Source organism: Cryobacterium levicorallinum, assembly GCF_004402405.1.
Lineage (GTDB): Bacteria > Actinomycetota > Actinomycetes > Actinomycetales > Microbacteriaceae > Cryobacterium > Cryobacterium levicorallinum.
In genome coordinates this window covers 169,837-185,250 of the sequence record NZ_SOFE01000008.1, presented here as the reverse complement: position 1 = coordinate 185,250, position 15,414 = coordinate 169,837, and the positions used below count along the sequence as shown (strand labels likewise).

The 15,414-nt window shown below is 66.1% G+C and carries 18 protein-coding genes and 1 other RNA gene; 14 read left to right on the top strand and 5 right to left on the bottom strand.

The features are described from left to right. Positions 1–25 precede the first annotated feature (25 nt). From E3O11_RS04820 to E3O11_RS04785, 9 genes are all read left to right on the top strand, one after another. Entirely contained in the window at positions 26–1,258 is a 1,233-nt protein-coding gene (locus E3O11_RS04820) for a TadA family conjugal transfer-associated ATPase (RefSeq protein WP_092449369.1), read from the top strand. Continuing rightward, positions 1,255–2,118 (top strand): type II secretion system F family protein, encoded by an 864-nt coding sequence (locus E3O11_RS04815; protein ID WP_092449367.1) that lies wholly within the window; start codon positions 1,255–1,257, stop codon positions 2,116–2,118. The genes E3O11_RS04820 and E3O11_RS04815 overlap by 4 nt, the downstream gene beginning before the upstream one ends. Positions 2,119–2,134: 16 nt before the next feature. Further along, positions 2,135–3,067: a type II secretion system F family protein gene (locus E3O11_RS04810; RefSeq protein WP_092449454.1), complete on the top strand. Its 933-nt coding sequence runs from the start codon at positions 2,135–2,137 to the stop codon at positions 3,065–3,067. A 44-nt stretch (positions 3,068–3,111) separates the two neighbouring features. Then, positions 3,112–3,288, top strand: coding sequence for a hypothetical protein (locus E3O11_RS17525; protein WP_166787485.1), 177 nt, complete (start codon positions 3,112–3,114; stop codon positions 3,286–3,288). A 7-nt stretch (positions 3,289–3,295) separates the two neighbouring features. Continuing rightward, positions 3,296–3,718, top strand: coding sequence for a TadE/TadG family type IV pilus assembly protein (locus E3O11_RS04805; protein WP_241994642.1), 423 nt, complete (start codon positions 3,296–3,298; stop codon positions 3,716–3,718). Then, entirely contained in the window at positions 3,693–4,166 is a 474-nt protein-coding gene (locus E3O11_RS04800) for a hypothetical protein (RefSeq protein ID WP_092449365.1), read from the top strand. The genes E3O11_RS04805 and E3O11_RS04800 overlap by 26 nt, the downstream gene beginning before the upstream one ends. Then, the gene (locus E3O11_RS04795; protein ID WP_092449363.1) at positions 4,163–4,609 is read left to right on the top strand and encodes a pilus assembly protein TadG-related protein; all 447 of its coding nucleotides are present in this window, start codon (positions 4,163–4,165) and stop codon (positions 4,607–4,609) included. Before E3O11_RS04800 ends, E3O11_RS04795 begins: the two co-directional genes overlap by 4 nt. A 362-nt stretch (positions 4,610–4,971) precedes the next feature. Next, on the top strand, positions 4,972–5,256 hold the full coding sequence (locus E3O11_RS04790; protein WP_104132650.1) for a hypothetical protein: 285 nt from the start codon (positions 4,972–4,974) through the stop codon (positions 5,254–5,256). A gap of 83 nt (positions 5,257–5,339) precedes the next feature. Then, positions 5,340–6,224 (top strand): EamA family transporter, encoded by an 885-nt coding sequence (locus tag E3O11_RS04785; protein ID WP_241979031.1) that lies wholly within the window; start codon positions 5,340–5,342, stop codon positions 6,222–6,224. 74 nt (positions 6,225–6,298) lie between these two features. Here E3O11_RS04785 and E3O11_RS04780 read toward each other — a convergent pair whose 3' ends face one another. Genes E3O11_RS04780 through E3O11_RS04770 form a run of 3 tightly spaced genes read right to left on the bottom strand, consistent with a single transcriptional unit; the run spans position 6,299 to position 8,740 of the window. After that, positions 6,299–6,955: a pentapeptide repeat-containing protein gene (locus tag E3O11_RS04780; RefSeq protein ID WP_092449357.1), complete on the bottom strand. Its 657-nt coding sequence runs from the start codon at positions 6,953–6,955 to the stop codon at positions 6,299–6,301. A 2-nt stretch (positions 6,956–6,957) separates the two neighbouring features. Further along, positions 6,958–7,395: a nitroreductase family deazaflavin-dependent oxidoreductase gene (locus E3O11_RS04775; protein WP_092449355.1), complete on the bottom strand. Its 438-nt coding sequence runs from the start codon at positions 7,393–7,395 to the stop codon at positions 6,958–6,960. Positions 7,396–7,450: 55 nt separating this feature from the next. Then, a complete protein-coding gene (locus tag E3O11_RS04770; protein WP_092449353.1) occupies positions 7,451–8,740 on the bottom strand; it encodes an MFS transporter in 1,290 nt (429 codons plus the stop codon). Positions 8,741–8,925: 185 nt separating this feature from the next. Between E3O11_RS04770 and prfB the strand changes: the two genes are divergently transcribed. From prfB to ssrA, 5 genes are all read left to right on the top strand, one after another. Next, positions 8,926–10,038, top strand: a complete 1,113-nt coding sequence (prfB, locus tag E3O11_RS04765) for a peptide chain release factor 2 (RefSeq protein WP_092449351.1) — start codon at positions 8,926–8,928, stop codon at positions 10,036–10,038. Between the two features lie 76 nt (positions 10,039–10,114). Continuing rightward, positions 10,115–11,209, top strand: coding sequence for a cell division ATP-binding protein FtsE (gene ftsE, locus E3O11_RS04760; protein WP_092449349.1), 1,095 nt, complete (start codon positions 10,115–10,117; stop codon positions 11,207–11,209). Then, entirely contained in the window at positions 11,206–12,120 is a 915-nt protein-coding gene (gene ftsX / locus E3O11_RS04755) for a permease-like cell division protein FtsX (protein ID WP_092449347.1), read from the top strand. The genes ftsE and ftsX overlap by 4 nt, the downstream gene beginning before the upstream one ends. 113 nt (positions 12,121–12,233) lie before the next feature. After that, complete coding sequence (gene smpB, locus E3O11_RS04750) at positions 12,234–12,710, top strand: SsrA-binding protein SmpB (RefSeq protein ID WP_092449344.1); 477 nt, start codon at positions 12,234–12,236, stop codon at positions 12,708–12,710. Between the two features lie 116 nt (positions 12,711–12,826). Next, positions 12,827–13,201: a transfer-messenger RNA gene (gene ssrA, locus E3O11_RS04745) on the top strand. A gap of 77 nt (positions 13,202–13,278) precedes the next feature. Here the strand turns inward: ssrA and E3O11_RS04740 are convergent. Together E3O11_RS04740 and E3O11_RS04735 are read right to left on the bottom strand one after the other, a co-directional pair. Beyond that, a complete protein-coding gene (locus E3O11_RS04740; RefSeq protein ID WP_092449342.1) occupies positions 13,279–14,010 on the bottom strand; it encodes a PIG-L deacetylase family protein in 732 nt (243 codons plus the stop codon). A 169-nt stretch (positions 14,011–14,179) separates the two neighbouring features. Next, positions 14,180–15,406, bottom strand: coding sequence for an XdhC family protein (locus E3O11_RS04735; RefSeq protein WP_092449339.1), 1,227 nt, complete (start codon positions 15,404–15,406; stop codon positions 14,180–14,182). Between the last annotated feature and the right edge of the window lie 8 nt (positions 15,407–15,414).

Here is a 15,414-nt window from a genome sequence, read left to right as displayed (position 1 = left end):
CGGCAAATGAGGCCATTATACGGGGATGACCGAAGCCGTTCGTATCATCACAGAGCAAGTGCGATCGCGGGTGCGCCGCGAGGGCGTCGACCTGGCGGCCAATAACGCGCTGGTCGAGCAGTACGTGCGCGACGAACTGCGCCGGTACAGCGAGCGGGCGCTCAGCGGGCTCGCGCCGATGATCGCCGACGAGCACCAGGCCGCCCGCGAGGTTGTGGCCGCGCTGACCGGTTTCGGCGTCTTGCAGCCGTTTCTGGATGATCCGGAGATCGAAGAGATTTGGATCAATGGGCCGGCCCGGGTATTCGTCGCCCGCGACGGGGTCCCAGAGCTGACCACGCTGCTGCTCGGCGAGCAGGACGTGCGCGACCTCGTTGAGCGGATGCTGCAGGCGTCCGGTCGCCGAGTCGACCTCTTGTCGCCGTTCGTCGACGCCTCGCTACCGGACGGTTCCCGACTTCACGTCGTGATCCCAGATATAACGCGAAAATATTGGGCGGTGAACATCCGCAAGTTCACCCGGCGTATTCGCGATCTGAACCAGCTCGTCGGGCTCGGCTCACTCACCCAGCAGGCCGCCGATTTTCTGCGGATCTGCGTGCTCGGCGGCCAGAATATTCTGGTCTCCGGCGCCACCCAGACCGGCAAGACCACGATGCTGAACGCCTTGCTCTCGTCGACGCGGCCGGGTGAGCGCATCGTGACCGTCGAGGAGACCTTCGAACTCGATCTGTCGGCACGAGACGTCGTCGCGATGCAGTGCCGGCAGCCCAGCCTCGAGGGCACCGGCGAAATCACCCTGCGCCGCCTGATCAAGGAATCCCTGCGCATGCGGCCCGACCGGCTAGTGGTCGGTGAGGTGCGCGAGGCTGAAAGCCTCGACCTGCTGATCGCCCTTAATAGCGGGCTCCCCGGAATGTGCTCGATTCATGCCAACAGTGCCAGGGACGCGCTGGCCAAGCTCTCCACCCTGCCGCTGCTGGCCGGCCGCAACATCGACTCGTCGTTCGTGCTGCCGACGGTGGCCGGCTGCATCGACATCGTGGTGCACTGCGAGATTGATCGGCACGGCCGTCGCCGGGTCACCGAGATCATTGCGCCGAGCGGCCAACTGGCCGGCTCGACGATCGAGGCGAGCCCCCTGTTTCTGTCCCCGCACGGGCACCTCGAGCCGACCGGCTCGCATCCCACCAAGCTCGCCAAATTTCGTGCCGCCGGCGTCGACCCGGCACTGGTGTTGCGGCAGGGTGCCGCATGACTCTCGTGCTGGGGTGCCTGCTCGGGAGTGGGCTCGTGCTGCTGCTGGCGCCGTTTCTCTGGCCGGCCGGCGCTGTATCCGCGGGAGGCCGGGCGGGCGCCGGGGAGCGGATGCGGGTGCGCCTGGTTCAGGGCGGGCTGCGGTCAGTGCCGGTGTCGGCGTTCCTGGCGGTGTCGACGATCGTGGGTGTGGCATCCGCTGCCCTGATGCAGGGCCTGTTCGCCGTACAGGCCCTGAGCGCCGTCGCCGGACTGGTCGGAGTGCTGCTGCCGTGGCTGATCGTCTCGTGGCGGGCCGCGGCCCGGCGCCGGGCCAATCGCACGGTCTGGCCCGATGTCGTCGACCATCTCGTGTCGGCACTGCGTTCCGGGCTGGCCCTGCCCGACAGCGTGAGTAGCCTCGCTCAGGCCGGACCGGTGGCCACCCGCACGGCGTTTGCCCAGTTCGAGCGGGAGTACCGGGCCACCGGCAATTTCAGCTACTGCGTCGACGAACTCAAACGCTCCCTCGCCGATCCGGTCGCCGATCGCATCCTGGAAACCCTGCGCATGGCCCGGGAAGTGGGTGGAAGCGACCTCACCGTGGTGCTGCGCAGCCTCGCAGCCTGGCTACGGCAGGATGCCGCGGTACGGCTCGAAGTTGAGGCGCGGCAGTCCTGGGTCGTCAATGCGGCTCGACTGGGGGTGGCCGCACCGTGGATTATCCTGGTGCTGCTCGCGTCCCGCCCGGAGGCTGCCGTCGCCTACAACTCGCCGGCTGGCGTCGCCGTGATCGCGAGCGGCCTGGCCCTGTCAATCGTGGCCTACCGGGTCATGCTCGCGCTCGGCCGGCTGCCGGAGGAACGCCGATGGTTCGCGTAGCCGGCGGGTGCAGGCCATGAGCGCGAGCCTGGGCTGGGCCGTCCTCTGCGGCAGCGGTCTCGGTGTGGGGCTGTGGTCGCTCGTGAGCCTGACGCCGCGGCTGACCCGGCCCCGTCTGATCGATCGGGTCGTGCCGTACATTCTCGACGTCTCCGCCGAAGCCCGCAGCATCGTCGCCCGAAAAACCGTCAACCCGATTCCTGTGCTGGGCAGCCTGTTTGCGCCGCTGTTCGGGGCGCTCACCCGCGGGTTGTCGAACCTGCTCGGCGGCAGCGAGTTCATCGCGCGCCGGCTCCACCAGTCAGGCTCGGCGAAGACCGCGCTGGAGTTTCGCTCGGTGCAACTGGTCTGGGCGCTTCTCGCCTTTGCCGCCGGCACGGTGATCACCATCGTCACCCTGCCGGAACTGCCGTGGCCGGCGCGCGTGGTAGTGCCGTTCGTGGCGGGAATCGGTGGCGCCGTGTTGCGGGACTGGCTCCTGCAACGGGCCGCCACCGCCCGGTTGGCCCGCATGCGCAGCGAGTTGCCGACCATTCTCGAATTTCTCACCCTCTCGCTGTCGGCGGGGGAAGGCATCCTGGATTCGATCCGGCGGGTGTCCCGCACGAGTTCGGGGGAGCTGTCGCGAGAATTCGCGGGGGTGATCACCGAGGTGCACGCGGGGGTACCGCTCGGGGTGGCGCTCTTGGCGCTGTCGCGGAGCATCCAGTTGCCGGAGGTGACCCGATTTGTCGATCAGGTCACCGGTGCTCTCGACCGGGGCTCGCCGATCGCCGAGGTGTTGCGCGCGCAGGCCCAGGATTCCCGCGACCAGACGAAACGCTCGCTACTCGAGATGGCCGGCAAGAAGGAAGTTGCCATGCTCGTGCCGCTGGTTTTTCTGATTTTGCCGATGACCGTTCTATTCGCTGTATTTCCCGGCCTGGTTGTTCTGCAGTCCGGCTTCTAAACGCACTGCCCGGTACCGTTCCGCTCACCAGAAAAGAGAATGCCATGTCCCGAATCATGCTTCGCCTCAAGGGTCTGCTCCGCGACGAGACGGGTGACGTGCCCGGTTGGGTGCTGATCACGCTCATGACGGCCGGTTTGGTTTTGATCATCTGGGGGCTCGCCGGTCCGGCCCTCAGCGGGGTCTTCCAGCAGGCCATGGATCGCGTCAGCAGTTTCTGACCGACCCATGCATAAGCGGATGCGGCGGCTCGCCTGGTTGCGCCTTCACGAGTTGCGCGACGAGGCGGGTAGCGCCGTGGCCGAGTTTGTCATGGTGGTGTCGTTGCTGACCTTTCTCACGCTCATGGTCATGCAGCTGGCGCTCGCGCTGCACATTCGCAACACTGTGCTCGATGCCGCGGCCGAGGGCGCCCGCTATGCCACACTCGCCGATAGCAGCCTGCCCGCCGGAGCTGCGCGAACGCGCGATCTGATCACGACCGCCATCGGATTGACCTATGCCACCGATGTGGTCGCTCGCTACGGCACCCGTGCCGACTACCCGAGCGTCGAAGTGCGGGTGGTGGCGCCGCTGCCACTGATGGGCCTGCTCGGTGCCCCGCGCGGACTGGAGGTGGTCGCGCATGCCGCGGTCGAAACGCTGGAGTAGTCGCTCCGGGGCGCCTGGAAGTGAGGCCGGTTCGGCCTCGCTGGAATTCATCACGGCGGGAATGATCCTGCTGGTTCCGCTGGTCTACCTCGTGCTCGCCCTGTCGTCGTTGCAGGGCGGTGCGCTCGCCGTGGAGGGAGCCGCGCGGCAGGCAGCCAGGGTCTACGTGCAGGCGCCGGACCAGGCCACGGCGACCGAGCGCGCTCGGCGCGCCGTGGCCTTCGCGCTCGAAGACTACGGACTGGATGCCGGAGATGCCGAGGTGCAGATCGAGTGCTCCGGTGGGCCGAGCCGATGCCTCACCCGCCAGGCTCTCGTGACGGTCACCGTGCGCATCGGCATCGCCCTGCCGCTCGTGCCCGACCTGCTCGCGCTCGAGCAGAGCGCGAGCGTGCCGATGACCGCGGCATCGACGCAGATCGTGTCCCGATTTGGCGGCCTCGAATGAGCGGGCGCCTGCCGCACGCCGGGGCCGAAGACGGGTCGACCCTGCTGCTCATCATCTTCTACGGCTTCCTCGCCCTGAGCCTCGTGCTCGTGGCACTCTCAGCGACGTCGCTTTACCTCGAGCACAAGCGGCTGCTGAGCCTCGCCGACGGGGCGGCGCTCGCCGGGTCCGAGGCCTTCACCCTCGGCGAGGTGCAGGTCGGCATGGTGGGCCCCCGGCCGCAGCTGCGCTCCGATGACGTGTCGGCCGCGGTGGACGAGTACCTGCGCCTCGTTCCCCATCCCTCGTTCGAGGCGCTCGGCGTGACGAGCGCGGCATCCGCTGATGGGCAGAGCGCGTCGGTGACCCTGCGGTCGTGGTGGCGCCCACCCGTGCTCACCCTCGTGGTTCCCGACGGGGTGCCGCTTGAGGTGACGGTGGTGTCCCGGGCTGTGTTCCACTAGCAGCATCCCCTTCCGCGAGAGCGGGATAATTGCTGCCTCAGCACCCGTGAAGCAACACATTTCCCGCTCTCGAGGGAGATGGCCGGGGTAGGCGGGGAGCGCCCACAAAGGCGCACTAGCTTTTTCAGGATGGAAGCGTACTATGCACGGACACGTAGCGGACACGTAGCGGACACGTAGCCGACACGGAGGCCTCTTACCCGTAGGAGGCATCACATTTTTACGCAGTCGAAACTCGTTCCAGCCCCGGTCCCCGGTTGGTAGTGCTGGCGACCTCGGGTCGTCGTTCAACCGGGCTGGTCGCCACCGGTTGACGTGGCCCAGCATGGCGGCTGGGAATTACCGAGAACGGCTGTTAATTCATGGATGCATTACTAGACCGACACGAAGTCGATGAGCACAGTGTGGAGCAGCTCGACTTCGAGTCTCTTCTCCCCTGCGAGGGAGTGCATCACTACCGCGGATTGAGCGGTCACGATCCGGCCGAATCGGGTGGCTTCATGGTGATCTCGCCGTGCTGTGGGCCCAAGGTCATCCAATGCTCCTCCCGGGTCGACGCGATGCGCGTGTCCGGAGTGCTCTACTGCGGTGCCTGCCAGCACGAACATTTGACCAGCGAATACACCTTCGTTCCGCTGCAGCCCTAGGCCGCGGTCGTCCGCGCATGCTCAGAGCGGATGCCGCGCGCGGTACCCTCGCTAGGTGCCCTGACGGCGCCGACAGGAGTAGTGTGCGTACCAAGCGGGGGCAGTGGAAGGGTGCGGGAGCTCAACTCGCCACCGAAGTCAGCATCAATTTCGGTTCGTCGCTGGCCGGACTGCTCATTCCCCTCGTCGGCTCGCCGGTCGTCGTTGCGGCCCGACAAATCGTCATGGTCATCGTCGTGCTGCCGCTGGCGCGGCCCAGGCTCAAGAACCTGACCTGGAGCCGCATCTGGCCGCCGCTTGCCCTCGGCGTCGTGCTCGCCGTGATGAATCTCAGCTTCTACCAGGCCGTGAGCATGCTCGGGCTGGGCGTTGCGGCGACCATTGAATTTCTCGGCCCGTTCGCTCTCGCCCTCGTTACCAGCCGCCGCATCCTGGACTTCGTGTGCGCCGCGGCCGCCGCCGGGGGTGTGTTTCTGTTGACCTGGTCGGACGGCACGCTCGACCTGCTCGGCATTGCGCTCGCCCTGACCGCAGCGGCTTCCTGGTTTTGCTACATCCTGCTGACCCGCAGGGTGGCGACCGAATTTGCCGGCCTTGAGGGTATCTCCATTGCCAGCCTGGTCAGCCTCGTGATCGTGGTGCCGTTCGCCGTGCTCACCCTCGACCTGTCGGCGTTCACCTGGGGCGTTGTCGGGTTGCTCCTGCTCGTCGGAGTGGTTTCCTCGGCCTTCCCGTACACACTCGACACGTACATTCTGCGGCGGATCAGCCCTCGGCTGTACGCGATCATCACAAGCTTCGGCCCGGTGATCGCGGCCGGGTTCGGCGCGCTCGTGCTCGGCGAGACCTTCACGCTGCTGCAGCAGATCGCGATCGTCGTGGTCTGCGTGGCCGCCGGGGCTGCGATCGCGACCCAGCGCGACCAGCCGAAGTCCGACCTCGAGCTGACCGCGGTCGCGATTCCCTGACGCGGCGACCCCGCGCGGGCGGCCGTACGAGGCTGGCCCGGGCATCCGCTTATCGAGCGGCGTCGAGGCCCTGTTTATTCGACGCGCAGGCCGAGGTGGGCGGCGAGAAGCGGCGCCAGCATGCCGAGCTGGGCATCGTCGATCGTGGCACCGCGCAGGCCCTCGAGGCCGTGGACGGCCGAGAAGTCACTCGAGCGCAGGTCGACGTCCTTGAGCTTGGCGCCGCCGACATCGAGGGTGCCGATGCGGCAGTTCTGCAGTTCGAGGCGCTGCACGGTGGCGCTGCCGAGGTCGAGCTCGTCGATAATGCAGTTGCTCAGCAGCACATCGGTCAGGGTCGCGTTGCGCAGATTTACGAAATCGAGCTTCGACCCGTCGATGTGCACCGAGCGCAGCGTCGCCTCGTAGGCCTCGACCGAGCCGAGTCGGGCGTGGTTGAGCTGCACGTCACGCCAGTTCGAGCGCGGCGCGCTGAACACCGGGGCATGCAGATCAGTGGCGAGACATTCCGAGAAGGATGCTCCGCGCAGCTTGGTCTCATGCAGCGAGACTCCCGCAAATTCACACTCCCCGAAGGTGATACCGGTCAGGTCGCGGCCGTCGAGGTTCACGCCGGTGTAGCGCTCGGCCTCGCGACCGTCGCCGGAGCAAAGCTGCGCCCCGTCGTCGTCGGCGAGGTCGGGCAGCGTGATGCGGTCGATCGACGCCTTGCGGGTGGCTGCTTTCGCCACCTTTATTCGATGGGTTCGAGCACGAAAACCGGAATCTTCCGCTCGGTCTTGACCTGGTAGGCGGCGTAGTCGGGGAACGCTGCCACGGCGCGCTCCCACCAGACGGCCTTTTCGTCGCCGGTGATCTCGCGGGCGCGCATGTCCCACTTCTCGGGCCCGTCTTGCAGCTCCACCTCGGGGTGCGCGATGACGTTGGCGTACCAGACCGGGTTTTTGGGGCTGCCACCGAGCGAGGCGACAGCGGCATAGTGGCCGTCGTGTTCGACGCGCATGAGCGGTGCCTTGCGCAACTTGCCGCTCTTGAGGCCGACGGTGGTGAGTACGATCACGGGCATGTCACGCAGAGTCGTGCCCTCGGTTCCGCCGGACTTCTCGTACAGGTCGACCTGGTCGCGCACCCACTGGGCGGTGCTTGGCTCGTATTCTCCGATGAGGGGCATATTTGGCCCAACGCGCGAGCCGCCGAGAACATTCCACCCGGTCAGGTTCGCCCTGTCAGAGCAGGCGGCCGGGGCGATGCGGGGCGTAGCGCGGAATGTAGCGGCGCAGCAGCACCGCGCCGCAGAGGCCAATTGCCCCCATGACGCCGCTGGCGACCGAGAGCGAGACCAGGGCGGTGATGCCGGCGACCGCCAGGGGAGCTGCGGCACTGCCGAAGTCGGCAGTGAACCGCCAGGCGCCCAGGAACGGTGCGGGATTCGGCCGCGGAGCGAGGTCGGCGCCGAGCGTCATCAGCAGGCCGCTGCCGACCCCGTTGGCGAGCGAGAGGAACATGGCCACGCCGATGAACCACCCCACGTTGCTCGGCAGGTCGTGGGTGAACGCGAGTGCCAGGTGGCCGGCACCGAGGCCGATCATCGAGGGCAGCGCGCTCCAGATGCGGCCGAACCGGTCCATGATCTGGCCGCTGACATAGAACAGGGCGAAGTCGATGCCGCCGGCGATGCCGATGATCAACGCCGTGTCGGGGGCGCTGATGCCGATACTGACCGCCCAGAGTGGCAGCATCACCGTGCGGCTGGCCCGCATCGCACCGATCAGACCGGCGCCCGTACCGAGCCGCAAAAGCACTCCGCGGTGACTCCAAATGGTCTGGAACAATCCCTGCACCGGCACGGCCGGTCGCGCCGTTCCGGTGCTGCTGATCGCGCCGGTGCTCGTGTCGGTGGCGTCGAATATGGTCGTATCAGCGGAGGGAGTGGCAAAGGTTTTCGACGGGTCTGGCAACAACAGCAGCGTCGCTGATGCGGCGACGCAGCAGATGATGAACACCCAAAACACGGCCTGCGTACCACCGGTGAGGTGAATCAGGCCGGCCGAGAGAAAGGGGCCGACAAACCAGCCGGCTCGAAACACGCCGCCGAGGGTCGACAGCGCGCGGGCCCGGTAGACCAGCGGCACATAGTTGGTCATGAAGGCATGCCGGGCGAGCGCAAAAATGGCTGTGGCGAGGCCCACCAGAAAAATGCCGAGACCGAGCACGAGTGGGTTGGGAGCGACAATGCAGACGATCACTGCACCGATGGTGAGAGCGGATGCCCAGATCATCGCGTTCCGTTCCCCGATGCGCGAGACGATCCAGCCGCTGGGAATATCGCCGACCAGCTCACCGAGCATGACCATCGCTGCAATCACACCGGCAATGGCCAGGGAGGCACCGAGGTCAGTCGCAACCAGGGGAATCAGCGGGATAATCGCGCCCTCGCCGATCGAGAACAGCAGGGTCGGTAGGAACGCGACCAGGGCGACCGAGCGCAGGCTGAAGGGGCGCTCGTGGTTGCTCATCGGTTCGATGCTACTCGCAGTGCAATCCCGACCGTGCTATCCCGACCCGTGCTGCTCAGACCCGTACGATCCCGCCCCTGTAATCCGGCACGTGCGATCCCGACCGTGTTTTCCGGAGTGCTGTTCGAGTGGTGCGCCCACCAGCTCGGCAGCACCGCGCCTTCGCCCGGTAGGCTGAACAGAACATGATTGACTTGGATTTCTCAGTACAGATCGCCGCGCTGCGGACCACGTTTGGCGACATCCGCTCGGTGATCGACATTGATCGACTGCGCGCGGAGATTGACGACCTCAGCGGCGAGGCCGGTATGCCCGACTTGTGGGACGACACCGAGCACGCCCAGAAGGTGACGAGCGACCTCAGCCACCGGCAGTCGCAACTGGCCCGCATCGAAAGCATCGAAGTCCGCCTCGATGACCTCGAGGTGCTCGTGGAGATGGCCAATGACGGCCAGGGTGACCAGGAACTGGCCGACGAGGCCGGCGTCGAACTCGTCAGCCTGCAGAAGCTGCTCGGCGAGCTCGAAGTGCAGACCCTGCTCAACGGCGAATTCGACGAACGCAACGCCGTCATCACCATTCGCGCCGGCGCCGGGGGAGTGGATGCCGCCGACTTCGCCGAAATGTTGCTGCGCATGTACCTGCGCTACGCCGAACAGCACGACTACCGCACGACCGTGCTCGACATCAGCTACGCCGAAGAAGCCGGCATCAAGAGCGCGACCTTCGAGGTCGATGCCGCCTACGCCTTCGGCACGCTCAGCGTCGAGGCCGGAACCCACCGCCTGGTACGGATGAGCCCGTTCAACTCGGCCGGCAAGCGCCAGACCTCATTCGCCGCGGTCGAGGTGGTGCCTTTGATCGAACAGACCGAGTCTATAGAGGTGCCCGACGGCGATATTCGAGTGGATGTCTTCCGCTCGAGCGGCCCTGGCGGCCAGTCGGTCAACACCACCGACTCCGCCGTGCGCATCACCCACCTGCCCACCGGCACCGTGGTGAGCTGCCAAAACGAGAAGAGCCAGATTCAGAACCGGGCCGCCGCCATGCGCGTGCTGCAGTCCCGGCTGCTGGTACTCGAGCGCGAGAAAGAGGCCGCGACCAAGAAAGAGCTCGCCGGCAACATCACCGCGAGCTGGGGCGACCAGATGCGCAGCTACGTGCTCGCGCCCTACCAAATGGTCAAGGACCTGCGCACCGAGTACGAGGTGAACAACCCCAGCAACGTCTTCGATGGTGACCTGGACGGTTTCATTTCGGCCGGCATCCGCTGGCGCAAGAAAGCCCCCGAAGACTAAACGGATGCTGAGCCTTCCCCCTCTCGGGTATGTCGCAGTAGGGAAAACGCCAGCGGGTGCCTAGGCTCTAAGAGCTATGATCCGCTTTGATCACATAACCAAGAAGTATCCCGGCACCTCTCGGCCGGCCCTGAACTCGATCGACGTCGAGATTTTGCGAGGCGAATTCGTCTTTCTGGTCGGCGCCTCCGGATCGGGCAAATCGAGCTGTCTGCGGCTCGTGCTCAAGGAGGAGAAGCCGACCAGCGGCAGCATCCACGTGCTCGGGCAAGACCTGCGCTCGATCTCCAACCGCAAGGTGCCCTACTTTCGCCGCAACATGGGCGTGGTCTTTCAGGACTTTCGGCTGTTGCCGAACAAGACGGTCTTCGACAATGTCGCGTTCAGCCTGCAGGTCATCGGCAAGAGCCGTGGCTTCATTCAGGAAGCCGTGCCCGACACCCTGAAGATGGTCGGCCTGGCCGAGAAGGCCCAGCGCCTGCCGCACGAACTCTCCGGTGGTGAGCAGCAGCGCGTGGCCATTGCCCGCGCCATCGTGAACAAGCCCCAGATTCTGCTGGCCGATGAGCCCACCGGAAACCTCGACCCCACCACGAGCGCCGAAATCATGGCACTGCTCGCGAGCATCAACGCGGGCGGCACCACCGTGATCATGGCCACCCACGAGGCCGGCATCGTGGACAAGATGCAGCGCCGCGTGATCGAACTGGTCAACGGCGAGATCGTGCGGGATGAACGCCAGGGCGGCTACGCCACCGCGTCCATCCCGACCATCGTGCCGTCGTCTGAAGCGGATGCCGCAGCGAGCGACCCCGTGCCGGTCGCGTCGGCCGCCGTCGCAGCGCGGGCCGCGGCTCAACCCTCGTTGACGCATCCGTCGGCGCCGGTTCCCGAAACCTCCGTGTCCCTGCACCAGGCGGCGGCAGCTGCGGTTGCAGCGGCGGCCGCGTCGGTTGTTCCGACACCGTTTGAGTCGGCTCCTGCGGCCGAATCTCCTGCTGCAGAGGAGGCCGGTCCCGCCGTGGCCACGCCATCGATGGCGCGCCCGGTTCTTCCGGTCGCCCCGAACGACGCCCCCGAACAGCTCACCCTCGCCGAGAAACTCGGCCTGCGGGCGCCGGGCGAGAAACCCGACCAAACCGGCGAACAGAACGTGGGGCCCAACCGATGAGGCTCGGACTGGTGCTCTCCGAGGCCGCGAACGGTCTGCGACGCAACGCATCCATGGTCGTCTCCGTGGTACTCGTGACTTTCATCTCGCTGACCTTCGTCGGCGCGGCCGTACTGATGCAGATGCAGATCGGCCAGATGAAGAACTTCTGGTACGACAAGGCGCAGGTCGGTATCTACATGTGCTCCGACATCTCGCCGGGCGAAACCTGCACCGGCGGCGACGCCTCGGCAGAGCAGATCGCAGCCGTCGAGGCCCAGCTCGAATCGCCGACCCTGGCGCCGTTCGTCGACACCTACTATTTCGAGACGCACGAGCAGGCCTTCGAGAACTTCAAGAAGCAGTTCGCCGGCAACCCGGTGGCCGATTACGTGACCGCGGATCAGTTGAACCAGACCTTCTGGGTCAACCTCCAGGACCCGTCCCAGTCCGCCGTGCTGGTCGAGAGCTTGTCCGGGGTGGCCGGCGTAGAAAACGTCGCTGACCAGCGCAAATACCTGGACCAGATTTTCTCGGTACTCAACGTCGCGAGCTACACCGCCATCGGCATTGCCGGGTTGATGCTGATCGCAGCGGCGCTGCTGATCGCCACGACCATCCGTTTGTCGGCGTTCTCGAGACGCCGCGAACTCGGCATTATGCGACTGGTCGGCGCGAGCAACCGGTTCATTCAAACGCCGTTCATTCTCGAGGGCGTCTTCGCGGCGCTGCTCGGCTCGCTGCTCGCCGGCGGCGCGATTGTGGCGCTGGTGTACTTCTTCGTGCAGGGCTATCTCGGGGCCAGACTCACCGGCTTTGCCCTGGTCGGTATGGATGATGCGCTCGTTGTGGTGCCCATCCTGCTGGTGGTCGGCGCGGTGCTCGCCGCGTTCTCGGCCAACTTCGCGATCACCCGCTACCTCAAGGTCTAAGCGTCAAGCGGATGCCCGCGCGCAACGACCAGGCGCGGGGCCGGTAGACTGGTGGGCTGTCTGACGGATCTTTCGGCGGCATCCACTTGACGAATAAGAATTGAGGTGAGCACATGCCCAGGGAACGTGGCGAAAAGGTCGTGGCGACCAACCGCAAGGCCCGACATGACTACCTCATTAGTGACACCTACGAGGCCGGAATGGTCCTGAGCGGCACCGAGGTCAAGTCGCTGCGCGCGGGCCGGGCCACCTTGGTTGACGGCTACGCCTTCATCGAGGGCGGCGAGGCCTGGCTGGATGCGGTGCACATTCCGGAGTATTCCGGCGGCTCGTGGACCAATCACCCGCCGCGCCGCAAGCGCAAACTCCTGCTGCACAAGAAGGAGATCATTAAAATCAGCCACAAGACCAAGGAGGGCGGTTACACGCTCATTCCGCTGCGGATTTACTTCGCGGATGGTCGGGCCAAGGTTGAGATCGCCGTCGCCAAGGGTAAGAAAGAGTACGACAAGCGTCAGACTCTGCGGGAACGCACCGACAAGCGCGAATCGGACCGCGCGATGTCGGCGCAGCGCCACCTCGGCGACTAGGCAACTTCTGTAGTAGTATGGAGGGCTGCACCGAAACTGGTGCAGATTGGTAACTCAACAGCGTGTGACACGAACCCATCGCATGAGCTTTCATTTGGAAAGCGTGTGATGTGTAGGGGGATGATCGGTTTCGACATTGTTTGCGCAATTGTGAGAAGCGGGTCGAGGATGCAGGGTTATCTCGTAAACGATCTCTGCAAAACAATAAGTGCCAATTCAAAGCGCACTGACTTCGCTCTCGCTGCCTAAGCGAAAGCACTAAAGAAGTCCGCCAGACCGGGAATGCTCTCTACCCGGATCCTGACGCCATTTAGAGAGATTGCTTCTACATTGAGCCACGGGGTGTAGAGGGACTTAAACGAAGGCTGGGCCTGTCGGAGTAGATGCCAGTGGCAAATTCCGGGGCCGAGAAAGCGATTTCACTGGATACACCCGTAGAAGGCATATGACCACAGCAGTGGACCGGGGTTCAATTCCCCGCATCTCCACCACCGGTTCTGTCACACGCTGTTACCGATCCTGAGGCCGCCCATTGGGCGGCCTCATTTGGTTTAAGCGGATGCTATGGTCAGCGCAGGCGCAGGCCGACCGACGGGCGGATGGGTTCGCGCTGGCCGCCGGAGTGCACGATGAAGTCGCCGTCGACACTGAGCTGGCTGGCATGGCAGCGGAGGGCGGCCACGACGGTGGCGCGATAGGCGTCGAGGTCGAACCATTCCGTATCCTCTGTGGGGGAGTGGAGAATCTCGGCGTAGGGGATGGCGAGTGCTCGGCTGGCGGCGAGGGCGGCGTCGTGTACGCGGACGTGGTCCGGGTGGCCGTAGCCGCCGGTTCGGTCGTAGCTGATGACCAGGCTCGGTTGCACGTGCTGGAGAACGGCGACGAGGTCGGTGGTGACCTCGGCGAGCGGAGCTCGGGCGAGGGCATCCGCTGCGGAATCGGCGGCAGGGCCGGCCAGGCCGGGGCGGATCCACTCCATACCGGAGTCGCGGTAGTGGCGCGGCGCGAGCCCGGGCGCGCGGGCCGGTGCCTCGCCGAGCCAGAATCCCTCGTTGATGCCGAGCGTCCGGGCGGCGCGCTCGAGTTCGCGCTCGCGTTCCTCGGCCAGGGCGGCAGTGCCGACGAGCGCCGCGAGCGGCCCCGCGACGACTTCACCGCGTTCACCGCGGGTGGCCGTAACCAGGGCGATGCGGATGCCGCGGCTCGCGAGATACGCGATGAGGCCGCCGGTGCCGATGGTCTCGTCGTCGGGGTGCGCGTGTACGAACAGCACCGACCTGACGGCGTCCAGAATGCTCATCGGGCAGAATCTCGATCGCTCTTCGGCGTGACAGTCGGGGGGACAGCGGATTCGAGAGCCATCCGTCGAGCCTATCGCCGACCGCCCGTGGCGCCCCACGTACGCCATAGAGCAAAAGATGGCACCTCGCGTAACACGCGCTTCGAACTGCGCGCGCTGCCCGGTACAGCTAGCCGCGAAGGACCGTTCGTGAAATGGACGTGCTCCCCGGAGCTTGACTCGATGGCGGCGACGATGGCGGTGGCGGGTTGGGGTCGACGAGGTCGTCATGGTGGACAGAGTCGCCGTGGATGGAGTCGACGAGGGTGTGCAGGGGTTCGTTGCTCCCGCCCCACTGCAGGGAGATGATCTCGGCCGCGATCGAGACCGCTGTCTCCTCCGGCGTGCGGGAGCCGAGATCGAGGCCGATCGGACTGCGCAGCCGGGCCAACTCGCTACCTGTCACGCCGACCGCCCGCAGTCGTTCCAGCCGGTCGAGGTGGGTGCGGCGGGATCCCATGGCGCCGATATACGCCACCGATGGGCCGTGCAGGGCGGCTTCAAGCAGGGGAACGTCGAATTTCGGGTCGTGGGTGAGCACACAGATGACCGTGCGGGGATCGATGAGGCCGGCCGCGATCTGTTCGCGCAGGTAGCGGTCGGGCCAACTCACCACGACTTCGTCGACCCCGGGAAAGCGGGCGGCGGTGGCGAACACGCCACGGGCATCGCAGACCGTGACCCGGTAGCCGAGAAAGGTTCCGAGCCGGGCCAGAGCGGTGGCGAAATCGATCGCTCCGAAGACCAGCATGCGGGGCCTGGGCGCGTAGCTCGCGAAGAACACCCGCATGCCCTCGCCGCGACGCTCGCCGTCTGGACCGTAGGTCAGAGTCGTGTTGCGGCCGGCGGCGAGCAACCCCTGGGTGTCGTCGCCGATGGCGTGGTTGGCGCGGTCCGATCCGAGATCGCCCGCGAATCCCTGCGGCCGCACCACGAGGTGGCGGCCGATCCAGCCGACATCCGGATGCTCGATCACCGTAGCGACCCCCACCGGGCGCCCGGCGTCCACATCGTCATGCACCCCCTCGAGCAGCGCGAAGGTCCCGCGGGAGACGGGTTCGATGAAGACGTCGAGGATACCGCCGCAGGTCAGCCCCACCGCGAAGGCGTCGTCGTCGCTGATGCCGTAGCGCACGAGTACCGGCACGCCGTCCTCTACGACCTGGGTGGCCAGTTCGTAGACGGCGCCCTCGACGCAGCCGCCAGAGACCGAGCCGGCGACCGTGCCGTCGGCGCTGACCAGCATCGATGCGCCGGCTGGCCGAGGTGCCGACTGGAAGGTGCGCACGACGGTCGCGAGACCCGCCGTCGCGCCGCCCTGCCAGCCAGCGAAGAGGGTAGTGAGAACTTCACGCATGCCGGGCT

Excerpts from the sequence above, each read along its gene's own strand:
- E3O11_RS04820 (WP_092449369.1), top strand. The coding sequence starts at position 26 with ATGACCGAAGCCGTTCGTATCATCACAGAGCAAGTGCGATCGCGGGTG.
- E3O11_RS04815 (WP_092449367.1), top strand. The coding sequence starts at position 1,255 with ATGACTCTCGTGCTGGGGTGCCTGCTCGGGAGTGGGCTCGTGCTGCTG.
- E3O11_RS04810 (WP_092449454.1), top strand. The coding sequence starts at position 2,135 with ATGAGCGCGAGCCTGGGCTGGGCCGTCCTCTGCGGCAGCGGTCTCGGT.
- E3O11_RS17525 (WP_166787485.1), top strand. The coding sequence starts at position 3,112 with ATGTCCCGAATCATGCTTCGCCTCAAGGGTCTGCTCCGCGACGAGACG.
- E3O11_RS04805 (WP_241994642.1), top strand. The coding sequence starts at position 3,296 with ATGCATAAGCGGATGCGGCGGCTCGCCTGGTTGCGCCTTCACGAGTTG.
- E3O11_RS04800 (WP_092449365.1), top strand. The coding sequence starts at position 3,693 with ATGCCGCGGTCGAAACGCTGGAGTAGTCGCTCCGGGGCGCCTGGAAGT.
- E3O11_RS04795 (WP_092449363.1), top strand. The coding sequence starts at position 4,163 with ATGAGCGGGCGCCTGCCGCACGCCGGGGCCGAAGACGGGTCGACCCTG.
- E3O11_RS04790 (WP_104132650.1), top strand. The coding sequence starts at position 4,972 with ATGGATGCATTACTAGACCGACACGAAGTCGATGAGCACAGTGTGGAG.
- E3O11_RS04775 (WP_092449355.1), bottom strand. The coding sequence starts at position 7,395 with ATGCCCCTCATCGGAGAATACGAGCCAAGCACCGCCCAGTGGGTGCGC.
- E3O11_RS04770 (WP_092449353.1), bottom strand. The coding sequence starts at position 8,740 with ATGAGCAACCACGAGCGCCCCTTCAGCCTGCGCTCGGTCGCCCTGGTC.
- prfB (WP_092449351.1), top strand. The coding sequence starts at position 8,926 with ATGATTGACTTGGATTTCTCAGTACAGATCGCCGCGCTGCGGACCACG.
- ftsE (WP_092449349.1), top strand. The coding sequence starts at position 10,115 with ATGATCCGCTTTGATCACATAACCAAGAAGTATCCCGGCACCTCTCGG.
- ftsX (WP_092449347.1), top strand. The coding sequence starts at position 11,206 with ATGAGGCTCGGACTGGTGCTCTCCGAGGCCGCGAACGGTCTGCGACGC.
- smpB (WP_092449344.1), top strand. The coding sequence starts at position 12,234 with ATGCCCAGGGAACGTGGCGAAAAGGTCGTGGCGACCAACCGCAAGGCC.
- E3O11_RS04740 (WP_092449342.1), bottom strand. The coding sequence starts at position 14,010 with ATGAGCATTCTGGACGCCGTCAGGTCGGTGCTGTTCGTACACGCGCAC.
- E3O11_RS04735 (WP_092449339.1), bottom strand. The coding sequence starts at position 15,406 with ATGCGTGAAGTTCTCACTACCCTCTTCGCTGGCTGGCAGGGCGGCGCG.